Genomic DNA, 12959 nt, shown 5'->3' on the forward strand with positions numbered 1-12959 from the left:
GCTCTACAGAGACGGTCAGCGCTTCTTCTTCTTCGCTGCATTGAACGCCGCCGCCGCACGCAGCAGTGCCTTCAACGCAGCGGCATCCGGCATCGCACCTTCATGGATGTCGATCGCGCGCCGCGTGTTGCCATCCAGGCTGGCATTGAACAGGCCCTTCGGGTCGGCCAGCGCCGCACCATTGGCGAAGGTCAGCTTCACTGCCTGCCTGTAGGTCTCGCCGGTGCACAGGATGCCGTTGTGCTCCCACACCGGTGTCCCCCTCCATTTCCAGGTTTCCTGCACATCGGGCAGCGCTTCATGGATCACCGCACGCACGCGTGCCAGCGCCTCACCGCGCCAGTCTCCCAGCTCGGCGATGCGCGCGTCGATCAGTTCGGACGCCGGAGTTCCGGCATCGGCAGGGTTCGGTGCATGCGTGGCCATCTGGGGTCTCGTCGGCAAGGAAATCAGAACGTCGGGTTACATGCGTTCGCCCGGCAACGCGGCGGCCTGGCGCACCCAATCGAGGAACTGTGCTTCATCCAGCGCGCCCTCCTGCGGGATGTGCAGGTAGCGCGTATCGGCGCTCCTGGACGGCTCGGGTGGCACCGGCGTCAGTGCCGCGCCGCGGAAGAAGGCCACCTTGATGTAGCGGGCAAAGCAGTGGAAGCTGAGAAACCAACCTTCACCCGGCGCAACCGCATACATCGGCGAGTTCCACTTCACCGCCTTGTGCACGCCAGGTACGGCCTGCTCGATCAGCGCATCCAGCCGTGCCCCGATCGGACGTTTCCAGTCCGGCATGGCGGCGATGTACGCCTGCACCGGGGCATCGCCCTCGCCCTTGGCGATCTGTGGGTTGCCGCCGGACAGCAGCGTGGGCGTGGCAGGAGGTGCGGTTCGCTTGGCAGGCATCGCACGGTACGACCATCGGGACGAAGCCGCAGCCTAGCGCGGCCGGTAGCGGGCGGTCACGGCGCAGTGCGCCATCGGCTCAGTCCCCCTGCCGGGCCCGGAACTGCCGCCAGTCCGGCAGCTTGCGGTGGCGGCGCAGCGAGCGCATCAGGGCCGCCATCACAACGCCGAACAGCGCACCGGCCACCAGCCCGGCCACCAGCAGCAGCGCCAGCGGGCGCTCACTGCCCTGCCACAGCATCAGCCACATCAGCGCGGTCCAGAACAAACCAAACAGCAGGCCCTGCACCAGCGCATTGGTGCCGAAGCCGGCCAGGATCGGCGGTGGCAGTGCGATGCCCATCCGCCACAGCAGCCGATGCAGCAACGGCGCTGATTGCACGCGTGCCAGCCCCTTGCCGTCGAGGAAGCGCAGCGCCGACTGGATCACTGCGGGGTAGTGCCGGTTGATGTCATTCATCACCCGATCGTGGCCGATGCGACGCCGGAAACGCAAACGGCCACCCGAAGGTGGCCGTCGCGGCAACAACCGAAGTTGTTTATCAGGCCTTTTCGGCCAGACGGGCAGCCTTGGCGGCAGCAGCGGCAGCCAGGTCTTCCTTGATGCGGGCAGCCTTGCCTTCCAGGCCACGCAGGTAGTACAGCTTGCCGGCGCGGACCTTACCACGACGCTTCACTTCGACCGAGTCGATGATGGCGCTGTGGGTCTGGAAAACGCGCTCGACGCCGTAGCCGTGCGAGATCTTGCGGACGGTGAACGAGGAGTTCAGGCCGGCGTTCTTGGTGGCGATGACAACGCCTTCGTAGGCCTGCACGCGCTCGCGGCTGCCTTCCTTCACCTTCACGTTGACGACAACGGTGTCGCCCTGGCTGAACTTCGGCAGTTCACGGGTGATCTGGGCGGATTCGAATTCCGCGACGATGGACTTGTTCAGCTTGCTCATGGGTTACACCGATTCTTGTTCGGGTGGGCGTGTCGTATCGACAACGTAGGCTCATGCAGTCACCGGACTGTGCTGCACGTTTGTTTTGGGTACTGCGCACGCCGACCTGGGCCGGCGGGAATTGGCCATGATAGCCGATAAAGCCAGCCCTGCGCTAGGGGTTGGCCTTGTGTTTCTGGGCCTGGCGGCCCTGCTCCAGCAGCTTGCGGTCGGCCTTGCCCAGCGCCTGTTCATCCAGCAGGTCCGGGCGCCGCTGGGCGGTACGGACCAGCGACTGCTGGCGGCGCCAGGCCGCGATGGCCGCGTGGTTGCCCGAACGCAGCACGTCCGGCACGTCACCCAGCGGGTGCTGGGCCGGCTGGCTGTAATGCGGGCAGTCGAGCAGGCCGAGGTCGCCCTCGAAGCTGTCCTGCGCCGCCGACTCCGCGTCGTTCAGGGCACCGTCCTGCAGGCGCGCCACGGCGTCGATGATCACCGCCGCACCCAGCTCGCCACCGGACAGCACGTAGTCGCCGAGGGAGATTTCCTCGTCGACGTTGGCCTCCAGGAAACGCTCGTCGATGCCCTCGTAGCGGCCGCAGAGCAGGACCATGCGCGGCAGTGCCGCCAGTTCCCGCACCTTGGCCTGGGTCAACGGCGCACCCTGTGGGCTGAGGTAGATCACCCGCGCCGGGGTCGGATCAGCATCGACGATCGCCTGCAGGCAGGCCTGCAGCGGCTCGATCAGCATCACCATGCCCGGGCCACCGCCGAACGGGCGGTCGTCCACCCGGCGGTAATTGCCTTCGGCGTAATCACGGGGGTTCCAGCCGTGCAGGCTGAACAGCCCCTTCTCCTGCGCGCGCCCGACCACGCCCAATCCAGCGGACTGGGCGAGGAACTCTGGGAACAGGGTGATGACGTCGAAACGCATGCTCACACTCAGAACTCGGGATCCCAGTCGACCACGACCAGGTTGGCCTCGAAGTCGACCGATTTGACGAAGTCCGGCTGCACGAACGGAATCATCCGCTCGCGGTCACCACGGACCACCACCACGTCGTTGGCGCCGGTGCTGAACAGATGGGAGACCTGGCCCAGGGCAACGCCCTCGGTGGTCTTCACGTCCAGGCCTTCCAGGTCCACCCAGTAGTACTCGTCGGGCTTCGGCGGCGGCAATGCACTGCGGGCCACGTAGATCTCGGTGCCGTGCATCGCTTCAACGGTATCGCGGTCCTCGACGCCGGGGAAACGGGCGACCAGGTGCTTGCCGCTGTCGCGGCCACGCACACCTTCAATCGTGGTTTCCACGCCGGACGGGCTGCGCACGATCCACGGCTGGTAACGGAAAATGGCGGAACGTGGCTCGGTCCAGGACTCGAGCTTGATCTCGCCGCGCACACCAAAAGCGCCGACAACCCTGCCCAGCAGGATGCGGCGCTCGATATCTTTCATCTGCTTCAACCAAGAGGGCCACGCCGAAGCGTGGCCCGTCAGGATCAGGCCGCAGCGGCCTGGGACTTGGTCGCTTCCTTGATCAGGTTGCGAACCTTGTCGGTCGGCTGGGCGCCGTTCTTGACCCAATGGTCAACGCGGGCCAGGTCCAGCTCGATGCGCTTCTCGGCGCCCTGGGCGACCGGGTTGTAGAAGCCAACGCGCTCGATGTTGCGGCCGTCGCGCGCGCTGCGCACGTCGGTGACGATGATGTGGTAGAACGGACGCTTCTTGGCGCCGCCGCGGGTCAGTCGAATCTTGACCATGGTGTTTTTCCTATTGCCCAGTCGCCAGGATGGCGAGGTAAGCGGGCGATTATAGCGGCAGAGCCGGGCCGAGCCAACCCCAGGGGCTTGCCCGGGGTCAGATCCCTTTTGCGGCGCAAGAGGGATCTGACCCCAGTCCCTGCCAGGCCACCGCCGCCAGCACCGCCCTGCCCTGTTCAGCCAGCGCCTGCGAGCCGGGCAGCACATGCCCGTCGATCGCCTCCAGCGCCCACAGGCCACTGGCGTTGCAGGCAAAAGCGGCCTTCACACTGTCCAGTTCAGCCAGCGCCAACGGCCGCGTCACCTGTGCGCCGGGCCAATGCTGCTTCAGCAGCGCCTCGGCGGTTCCGCGCAGGGCCGGCGCCTGCGGCCAGAGCAGCCGTTCACCATCGTGCACGGCCAGGTTCCAGGTGCTGCCCTCACTGATCTCGCCCGTGGCGGTCACGAACAGCGCATCGTCAAACCCTGCCGCCATCGCCGAACGGCGCCCGGCAAACAAGCCAAAGGTGCCTACGTGCTTGATCTGCGGCAATTCGCGCTGCCAGGCCACGCTGCGCACGCGCCGGGAGGCAGCCAGTGCCACCGGCGCGGACACCGCCACCAGCACATCCACCGGCACCGCCGCCAGTGGGTTGCGGAAATCGAAGTGGCGGGAGTACACGGTTACCCGCAGCGAGGCATCGACCCGGCCGGCCTGCTGCAACGCCTGCGCCATCCAGGCCTGTACCTGCGCGGCATCCAGTTCGCTGCCGAACAGCTCACGCGTGGCCTGCGACAGCCGCGCCAGGTGCAGGTCCAGGCCCTGTGCCGCACTGTCGCGCACCTGCAGCGAAGTGAAGTGGCCATAGTTCACCAGCGCCGGCAGCAGGTCCGGGACCTGTGCCGGCAGGCCGTTGCAGGTCAGCGTCATCGCAGCAGCGCCTGCGCCTGGCTCCACATGCCGCGCAGCACGTCGGCGGCCGGCTGTGCCGGGGCCATCCACGCCGACTGCCCGGCCCAGGCCTGCATCGCCGCCAGGCGATTCTCCTGCACGGCCTGCTTGCGCATCGGCGCAGTCAGGCCGCGCTGCACGGGGTACGGGCGTGGCGCGGGCGCACCGTCTGCGGCGGCGGCGCGCACATAGGGAGTCGCCAGGCCACGGCCCAGGCGACCACTGAAGGCGCGGGTCGGCCAGGTATCTTCCGGTTCGCTGGCGGCCAGCCCATCGGCCCACGCCGAGGCGATCGCCGCTTCGGGCGTGCGCAGGAAGGCGGTGCCGATCTGCACGGCGCTGGCCCCCAGGGTGAGTGCGGCAGCGATGCCGCGGCCATCGGCAATGCCGCCGGCGGCAATCACCGGAATCTGCAGGTGATCGGCCAGGCGCGGCAGCAACGCGAACAGGCCGACCAGCTGGCGCTCGGCCATCGCCGGATCGAACGCACCGCGATGGCCACCGGCCTCCACTCCCTGTGCCACTACGGCATCGGCACCGGCGTCCTGTGCGGCACGCGCTTCGGACAGCGTGGTCGCACAGGCGATCCAGGCAATGCCGGCATCCTTCAGCTGCTGCACGTGGCGCGGCAGCAGCACGCCCATGATGGTCGAGGCCACCGCCGGGCGCGCCGCCAGCAGTGCCGCAAACTGTTCCTCGAAGTCGGCGGGCGTGGCATCGGCGGCGCTGGCCGGCACGTCCGGGCCCCACTGCGCCAGGAAGGCGCGGCTGGCGGCCTCGGCGGCAACATCACGGGTCGGTACAGGGTCCGGCACCCACAGGTTCACCTGCGCCGGGCCGGTGGAGGTCGCGCGGAAGTCCTCCATCCAGCGACCGATATCAGCCGACGACGACAGCACCGCCCCCATCGCGCCCATGCTGCCGGCATTGGCCAGCGCGGCCGACAACGGTACCGGGCAGGCGCCGGCCATCGGTGCCAGCAGGATCGGAACGGAAACGCCAAAGCGCCGGCAGAACGCCTCGACGCGGGAAGATACAGCGGAACTCTGCATGACGGCCCATCGTTTCGGACAGGCCCCCATGGTGCGCGCAGGACGGGGGTGGCGTCGAGCCTGCGCGGCTGCCGGATGCGGCGCTTCAGTGCCGCCGCGCGAGCACAGGCTCGGCTGGACGCATCAACGGAACGGCATGCCGCGGCCGCCCATGGCGCCCATCATCCCCTTCATGCTGCGCATCATTCCCTTCATGCCACCGCCGGCCATCTTGCTCATCATTTTTTCCATCTGCATGTACTGCTTCATGAGCTTGTTGACGTCGGCCGGGGTAACGCCCGAGCCCTTGGCGATGCGCGCGCGGCGCGAGCCGTTGAGCAGGTTCGGATTGCGCCGTTCCTTCTTGGTCATCGAGCTGATGATCGCGATCATGCGCGGCACTTCCTTGCCCTGGCTGACCTGCTGCTTCAGGTGGTCCGGGATGTTGCCCAGGCCCGGCAGCTTGTCCATCAGGCCGCCGATGCCGCCCATGTTCTGCATCTGCTCGAGCTGATCGCGCATGTCGTTCAGGTCGAACTTCTTGCCCTTGGCGACCTTCTCGGCCAGCTTGGCAGCCTTGTCCTTGTCGACCTGCTGCTCGACCTGCTCGACCAGCGACAGCACGTCGCCCATGTCGAGGATGCGGCTGGCGATACGGTCCGGGTGGAACACGTCCAGGCCTTCCGGCTTTTCGCTGACACCGACGAACTTGATCGGCTTGCCGGTGATGTAGCGCACGCTCAGCGCGGCACCGCCGCGGGCGTCACCGTCGGTCTTGGTCAGCACCACGCCGGTCAGCGGCAGCGCGTCGCCGAAGGCCTTGGCGGTGTTGGCCGCGTCCTGGCCGGTCATGGCGTCGACCACGAACAGGGTTTCGGCCGGATTCACCGCCGCGTGCAGGGCCTTGATCTCGGCCATCATGGCTTCGTCGATGGCCAGGCGGCCGGCGGTATCGACCAGCAGCACGTCAACGAACGACTTGCGCGCATCGTCGATGGCGGCGCGGACGATGGCTTCCGGCTTCTGGTCGGCGCTGGACGGGAAGAACAGCACGCCGACCTGATCGGCCAGGGTTTTCAGCTGCTCGATCGCGGCCGGACGGTAGACGTCGGCCGAAACCACCATCACCTTCTTCTTGCGCTTTTCCTTCAGGTGCTTGGCCAGCTTGCCGACCGTGGTGGTCTTGCCGGCGCCCTGCAGGCCCGCCATCAGGATGATGGCCGGGGCGGGCACATTGAGGTTCAGGTCGCTGGCTTCCGCGCCCATCACCGCCGTCAGTTCGTCGCGCACGACCTTGATCAGCGCCTGGCCCGGGGTCAGCGACTTCAGCACTTCCTGGCCGACCGCACGCACCTTGATGCGCTCGATCAGGGCCTGCACCACCGGCAGCGCAACGTCGGCTTCGAGCAGCGCGATGCGCACTTCGCGGGTCGCCTCGCGGATGTTCTCCTCGGTCAGGCGGCCACGGCCACGCAGGCGCTCGATGGTGCCGGAAAGGCGCTGGGTCAGGGACTCGAACATGCGGCGCAACCTGTCTGAAAGCGGGGGACAATAAGGCAGACAGTATAACGGGTCCGGCTGTCTCCCCGGGCTGAGACCACGGGGCCGTCGCCAGCATCACGGGGGTATGCGAAACTGCAACGATGACAATCGTTCTCATCGCCGTCCTGCTCTACCTGGCTGCCAGTGCCCTGCTGGTGCGCGCGCTCGGCCGCGATGAAACCATCGGCTCGCCTACCTGGCTGTGGCCCGCCCTGCCGGCGATGCTGCTGCACGGCGGCTACCACGTGATGGTGGCGATGCGCACCCATGGCGGGCCGGACATGCACTTCTTCGCCGCGCTGTCGCTGGTCGGCCTGGGCATGGCCTGGCTGACCTCGCTGGTCGGCGCACGCGGGCGGATGTCGGCATTGGGCGTGGTGGTGTTCCCGCTGGCGGCCCTCCTGCTGCTGGCCTACCACGGCTATGGCCATGAACCGAGCAAGGTGCTGGGCTGGCGCCTGGCCAGCCACGCCTGGCTGGCGCTGCTGGCCTACGCCACGCTGAGCATCGCCGCGCTGCTGGCGATCATGCTGTGGCTGCAGGAACGCGCACTGCGCCGCCGCGAGTTCCGGCCGTGGCTGCGGGCATTGCCGCCGCTGGCCGACCTGGAATCGCTGCTGTTCCGGGTAATCACCGTCGGCTTCGCGTTGCTGACCCTGACCCTGGTCACCGGCGTACTGTTCGTCGATGACCTGCTGGCGCAGAAGCTGGTGCACAAGACCGTGCTGAGCGTGCTGTCGTGGATCGTGTTCGGCGTGCTGCTGATTGGCCGCCGCCGCTACGGCTGGCGCGGCATGAAGGCGGTGCACTGGACGCTGGCGGCGATGCTGTTGCTGCTGCTGGCGTTCTTCGGCAGCCAGTTCGTGATCGAACTGGTGTTCGGGCATTCGCGATAGGCCGTGTGCCGACCAACGGTCGGCACCCACCCCAACATCACCTGCTAGTGCCGGCCGCTGGCCGGCAACTGGACCGCACCATGCGTGGATGCGGCAGGCGGTCAGGGCAGCGGCTGGGCCAGGATCTTCCGCACCGAGCGGCCGCTGTTGGTGAGGATGTCATCGACCTGCCAGCAGCCCTGCCCCTGGCGCACCATCGGCAATCGGGTCACGTAGGCCTTCTTCCATACCGAATAGCGCATCTCGACCTGGCCGGACGTCGCCGAGGCCTCCTTCCAGCTGTAGCGCACCGGGGTTTCGATGTCGCCGTCCTGCGCATCCAGCCAGGGGTCGGAGTCGATCGTGCAGATGCCCTCTTCGCGCTGCTGGCAGGCGCGCTCGCCACGCAGTGCCGTGCCGAAGCCCGGGCTGACCAGCGCCGGCGGAGGTTCCAGCAGATCGCCATTGCCGGTCGTCGCCTCGAAGAAGGCGCGGGCAATCGCCGTGGGTTCCTGGCAGGCGGGCGCCGCCTGCACGGTGGAGGCCAGCAGCAGCCCGGCGATCACGGACATCCCTGTCTTTCGCATGTATTCCATTCCCTTGGTGATGATGATCCGTTGTAGAGCCGAGCCCATGCTCGGCTACTTTCCGCTTGAGCCGAGCGCAGGCTCGGCTCTACAGGAGCGCGGAGATTACAACCCGTAACGCTCGATCACCTCCAGATGCGGCTGGCGATCCTGGTCGCAGGCTTCAGCCAGGCGCAGCCAGCAATGCGGATGTGGCCACTTCACGGTTTCCTGCTGCAGGAAACGATGCAGCGCCAGCGGTGCATGGTCCTGCGGCTGGGCGACCGTGAACAGCAGGCCCGGCAGCGTGCCCTCCTCCATCTCCGGATCGGTCACGGTGTAGTCCGGGCGGCTGTGCGACCACACCTGCCAGCCCTGCGCCTCGGCCGCTGCGACGAAGGCGTTCCAGGCCTCTTCGCCCGGGTGCGCGCCATCGATCAGCCAGCTGCGGGCGAAGCCGCCGCGCTCCAGGACATGCACCTGCGCATAGGTCGGGATGAAATGCTCGCGCGCTTCCTCCTCCTCCGGTGCCGGATGCACCAGCGCGGCATCGAACACCACCCAGTCGCCCACCTGCTGGGCGCGGTTGGCCGGTGCGTTCTCGACGATGCGTGCGGTCACCGGTCCGCTGCGGCGGGCGTAGTACTCCATCGGTTCGCCGTTCTCTTCGCTGCGGATGATCACCCAGCCCCACGGCTCCTCGACCACGCCGTCCTGGCTGGACAGCTCCATGCCGATCGCTGCGGCCGAGCGACGTACCGCGTCCCAGTCGCGTGCCGCGCTGGCGGCACTCATGTGGTCCCAGTGCGCGGCGTTGGGCTCTTCCAGCAGCTCCACCAGCTGCGCATAGCAGGCCTGGGCCTCGCTGAAGCGGCCGGTTTCCATGTACATGCGTGCCAGCGTGCCACGCGCACCGTGCGAACCTGGCGAGGCCGCCAGCAGCGCCTGCGCGGCCTGCTCCAGCGCCGGCCAGTCGGATACGCGGCGTGCGCGCTGCACCTCGCACCAGTGCGCAAACACCGGCACGCTGCCGCGATAGAGTCCGGCCAGCTGGCGCAGGCCATCGTCGTCGCCCTGCTCGGCCAGCCAGCGCATCAACGTGTAGGCGGCCGGGCCGTCATCCTGTGCATGTGCGCGCACGAAGCGCCAGAGCAGCGCGCGCGCCTCGGCCTGTGCACCACAGGCGCTCAACGCCGAGGCCGCCATCTCGGCCAGCGCCTCGTCATCCGGGCAGTGCTCCTGCGCCTGCAGCAGCCACTGCGCCTCGCGCTCGGGATCGCGCGTCTGGTTGTGTTCGCCCTGCGCCTCCAGCCACGCCAGCAACTCGCCGGCCGGTACCGGCAGCGGCGCCATCTCCGGCAATGCATCAATGCGTGCAGCCAGGCCAGCCACCAGCGCTGCCGCGCCATGATCCTGGCGCAGCTGCGCCAGATGGGTGCGCGCCAGTTCCAGCTGACGCAGCGCCACCCAGCGCGCACCGCGCTGCAGTGCGAGTTCCAGGCTCAGCGCCGCTACTTCGATCAGCAGGCGATGAGAACCGACCCGGGCGAAGTGCTCGATGATCGTGTTGAAGCGCGTGCCCAGGTCCCACGTATTGCGTGCGGGATCGCGCTGGCACAGCGCTGCGGCGGTATTCGCCCACAGGCGCCAGTAGTTCGGGGTCAGCTCGCTCCACGGCACCAGCTGCTGCAGCGCCTCTTCGTCGCGGCCCAGCTGGGCCAGCGCCCAGGCCTTGGACAGGCGGCGCGGTACCGTGCAGTTGGCTGGCTCGTACTCACCGGAAGCCGCCACTTCGGCCTCGCGCTTCCCGATCAGCACCAGCGCCTCTTCGGCACGCCCCATGCCCAGCAGGATCTTGATCTGCATCTCCGGGAAGCTGTCGAACACTTCCTTGCCACAGGCCTCGATCGCATCGGACTGCACCTGCAGGTACTCCAGCGCCTCCTGGCCGCGGCCATCGTCGAGCAGCGCATCGGCCTTCTCGCAGCTCAGGCACTGGAAGCAGGCCCAGCTCGGATCGATGCGGCCGAGGGTCTCGTCGCACACCTCGATGCGCTCGGGCACCCAGCCCGGGCCATCGATGTTGCCGTAGCAGGCGGCCAGATCCTGGGTCACGCAGATCGACTGCGGGCATTCCAACGTGTCATCACGGTGCGCGCGCTCGAACAGCGATACCGCTTCGCCGAGCGCGCTCTCGCCTTCAACACGATTGCCGACGCGGTTGCGCAGCGCCCAGTGGCCGACGTAGACGTCGACCCAGGGGTTGTCGAGCGCCTTGCCCAGTGCGCGCGCTTCGGGCAGCAGTGCATCGACGCGGTCGATCTGCAGCTCACTGACTTCGTCGGCGAGGCGGTTCAGCAGGTGCGCGTTCTGCGCCTGGCCGGCCTGGCGCAGGTCGCCCTGCAGTTTTTCGACCCAGTTCCAGATGTCCATGGGGTAAGTGCTCCTGTCTAGCGAAGGCTGGATGAGAGGGTGCGGTGCTCAGCGCAGCATCTGCTGCAGGGCACCGGCGATATCGGCGAAGGCGCCGTTGAGGTCAGGGCCCGTGGTCGTGGTCGCCCTTGCCAGCGGGCGGCCCTGCGCGGCAACGATGATCTTCAGCGAGCGCAGCAGGCGTGCCGCGGCTTCAGCCTGCGGGTGGCCTTCGCGCTGGGCGCGCAACAGCGCCTGCACCGCAGGGTTGTCGAGGTTGAGGTACAGCCGCGAGGGTGCGCGCGATTCGATGCGCGCGGTGAACTGCCGGGCCAGGCGCAGCGCGGCCATCGAAACACGCTTGTCGTTCTCGTCGTCTTCCAGGCGCTGCTTCAGTTCAGCCTCGCGGTCAGGCACCACCACCACCGGCAACGCCTCCGGGCTGAAGCGCGCCGGCAGCAGCTGCTCGCCATCGCCCAGCTGCTCGCGCAGCCATGCCAGCTGCGCCTCGTCGAGGCTGTCGTCGCTGCGGAACAGCGCTCGATTGCCCTGCTCGGTACCCAGCTCAACCAGGCGCAGGCCCTTGGCCTGGGCCCAGCGCCGCAGGAACGGCACCACCGCGTAGCGATGGCCATGCGCGACCGGCACGCCCATCGCGCGGAACAGCATTTCCTCGAAGCCACCACCGTTGTCGAGGATCACATGCACGGCCCCCCGTGCCGGCAGCGCGCTGGCCGGCAGGTCACCCTGCGAAGTCGGCACGCGCACGTGTTCCAGCAGCAGCTCGAACAGGCGGTCATCGCACAGCGCCGCACCCAGCAGTGCCTCGTTGTGGCGGCTCAATACGCGTCGCCACGCCTCCGGCTGCTGCCTCGCAACGTCGGCCAGGCCGTCGACCAGCGCCTCCAGCAAGGCATGCTGCACGGCGCGGTACTGGTCGTCGCGCTGGAGGTCTTCGCGGCTGGCGGTGGGCGTCAACCGCGAGGATTCGATCACCCCGCCGATGAAACCGGCCCACGGCGGCAGCAGGTCGCGGGCGTCGTCGTCCAGCAGCATGCCGCGTACGAACACCGACAGGTTGCGGTTGTCGCTGGTGCCATAGGTGGCACCATCCTGTACCCACAGCAGGCCCGTGGCATCACTGTTGCCATCGGCACGCAGCGGCAGGGTGACGATCGGCTCGAAATCGTGCTCGAAACGCGCTGCGAACTGCAGCGCCTGGCGTCGCGCCTGCACCGGATGCACGGCGACATCACCCTGGCCGCGCCACGGCGGCGGCTCGGGGTTGAGCGCCTCGCCCGCAGCGCCGATGAAGATCGGCTCGGACAACAATGCGCAGTAGCGGCCCAGCACCTCGTGCAGGCGCGCCTCGTTGGCCAGCGGCAGGAAGTCCGGATGCAGCTCCAGCTCCACCTCGGTGCCAATCGCACGCGCCGGCACTTCGCTGACGGTGTATTGCTCGGCATTGCTGGACACGTACAGATGGCCCAGGTCCGGCGCCTGGTACGAAGTGGTACGCACGCTGACCCGGCGCGCCAGCACGAATGCCGACAGGAAGCCGAGGCCGAACATGCCGATCAGGCCTTCATCGTCCTCGCCGCCCTGGCGCAGGCCACGGGTATAGCCGACGCCGACGGTGGCCAGGTAATCGTGGATCTCCTGCCGGGTCAGGCCAGCACCGGTATCGGTGATGCGCAGCACGCCGGCACCGGCATCGACCTGCACCGAAATGCGCGAAGGCACCTCGACGCCGGGCTGTTCGATGCGGCGGCGGATGATCGAATCGTGCGCGTTCTGCACCAGCTCACGCAGCGCCACCACCGGGGTGGAATACAGGTGCTTGCCCAGCACCGTCATCAATCCATTGAGATCGACCCCGGCACGACGGATCTCGGCGTTGGGGGCAATGAGTGCGGTGTCCTGCATGTAATCGTTTACTCCTGGGCACGGAAAGACGCCAAAGGGCGTCTTCGTCGAGCGGGAAAAACTAGCACAGGCAGCCTGACCATTGCCGCATCTGAC

14 protein-coding genes are annotated in these 12959 nt (G+C 67.9%); 1 reads left to right on the forward strand and 13 read right to left on the reverse strand.

Going from position 1 to position 12959, the window contains the following annotated elements:
- Positions 1-15: 15 nt before the first annotated feature.
- From B9Y64_RS01655 to ffh, 10 genes are all read right to left on the reverse strand, one after another.
- Positions 16-426, reverse strand: coding sequence for a DUF1801 domain-containing protein (locus B9Y64_RS01655; protein WP_100439243.1), 411 nt, complete (start codon positions 424-426; stop codon positions 16-18).
- A gap of 36 nt (positions 427-462) precedes the next feature.
- Positions 463-897, reverse strand: a complete 435-nt coding sequence (locus B9Y64_RS01660) for a DUF1801 domain-containing protein (protein WP_100439244.1) — start codon at positions 895-897, stop codon at positions 463-465.
- Between the two features lie 79 nt (positions 898-976).
- On the reverse strand, positions 977-1357 hold the full coding sequence (locus B9Y64_RS01665) for a DUF6404 family protein (protein ID WP_100439245.1): 381 nt from the start codon (positions 1355-1357) through the stop codon (positions 977-979).
- A gap of 82 nt (positions 1358-1439) precedes the next feature.
- Complete coding sequence (gene rplS / locus B9Y64_RS01670) at positions 1440-1841, reverse strand: 50S ribosomal protein L19 (RefSeq protein ID WP_005408597.1); 402 nt, start codon at positions 1839-1841, stop codon at positions 1440-1442.
- A 154-nt stretch (positions 1842-1995) separates the two neighbouring features.
- The gene (gene trmD / locus B9Y64_RS01675) at positions 1996-2754 is read right to left on the reverse strand and encodes a tRNA (guanosine(37)-N1)-methyltransferase TrmD (protein ID WP_100439246.1); all 759 of its coding nucleotides are present in this window, start codon (positions 2752-2754) and stop codon (positions 1996-1998) included.
- 8 nt (positions 2755-2762) lie between these two features.
- Positions 2763-3275, reverse strand: a complete 513-nt coding sequence (gene rimM, locus B9Y64_RS01680) for a ribosome maturation factor RimM (RefSeq protein WP_010483256.1) — start codon at positions 3273-3275, stop codon at positions 2763-2765.
- A 44-nt stretch (positions 3276-3319) separates the two neighbouring features.
- Complete coding sequence (rpsP, locus tag B9Y64_RS01685) at positions 3320-3580, reverse strand: 30S ribosomal protein S16 (RefSeq protein WP_005415733.1); 261 nt, start codon at positions 3578-3580, stop codon at positions 3320-3322.
- A 97-nt stretch (positions 3581-3677) separates the two neighbouring features.
- Positions 3678-4490 (reverse strand): aminotransferase class IV family protein, encoded by an 813-nt coding sequence (locus B9Y64_RS01690; protein ID WP_100439247.1) that lies wholly within the window; start codon positions 4488-4490, stop codon positions 3678-3680.
- The gene (locus tag B9Y64_RS01695; RefSeq protein WP_100439248.1) at positions 4487-5563 is read right to left on the reverse strand and encodes an NAD(P)H-dependent flavin oxidoreductase; all 1077 of its coding nucleotides are present in this window, start codon (positions 5561-5563) and stop codon (positions 4487-4489) included. The genes B9Y64_RS01690 and B9Y64_RS01695 overlap by 4 nt, the downstream gene beginning before the upstream one ends.
- Before the next feature lie 123 nt (positions 5564-5686).
- Positions 5687-7063 carry a signal recognition particle protein gene (gene ffh, locus B9Y64_RS01700; RefSeq protein WP_100439249.1) on the reverse strand — a complete coding sequence of 459 codons (1377 nt, stop codon included), beginning with the start codon at positions 7061-7063 and terminating at the stop codon, positions 5687-5689.
- A 122-nt stretch (positions 7064-7185) separates the two neighbouring features.
- Here ffh and B9Y64_RS01705 point away from each other — a divergent pair, with 122 nt between their 5' ends.
- Positions 7186-7980, forward strand: coding sequence for a cytochrome C assembly family protein (locus B9Y64_RS01705; protein ID WP_100439250.1), 795 nt, complete (start codon positions 7186-7188; stop codon positions 7978-7980).
- A 101-nt stretch (positions 7981-8081) separates the two neighbouring features.
- Here B9Y64_RS01705 and B9Y64_RS01710 read toward each other — a convergent pair whose 3' ends face one another.
- The 3 genes from B9Y64_RS01710 to B9Y64_RS01720 all read right to left on the reverse strand — a co-directional run bounded on the left by B9Y64_RS01710 (position 8082) and on the right by B9Y64_RS01720 (position 12863).
- Positions 8082-8546 (reverse strand): hypothetical protein, encoded by a 465-nt coding sequence (locus tag B9Y64_RS01710; protein WP_100439251.1) that lies wholly within the window; start codon positions 8544-8546, stop codon positions 8082-8084.
- Positions 8547-8651: 105 nt separating this feature from the next.
- Entirely contained in the window at positions 8652-10958 is a 2307-nt protein-coding gene (locus tag B9Y64_RS01715) for a tetratricopeptide repeat protein (RefSeq protein WP_100439252.1), read from the reverse strand.
- Between the two features lie 48 nt (positions 10959-11006).
- The gene (locus tag B9Y64_RS01720) at positions 11007-12863 is read right to left on the reverse strand and encodes an ATP-binding protein (protein WP_100439253.1); all 1857 of its coding nucleotides are present in this window, start codon (positions 12861-12863) and stop codon (positions 11007-11009) included.
- Positions 12864-12959: the final 96 nt, after the last annotated feature.

This window comes from Stenotrophomonas maltophilia (assembly GCF_002799245.1).
Lineage (GTDB): Bacteria > Pseudomonadota > Gammaproteobacteria > Xanthomonadales > Xanthomonadaceae > Stenotrophomonas > Stenotrophomonas maltophilia_S.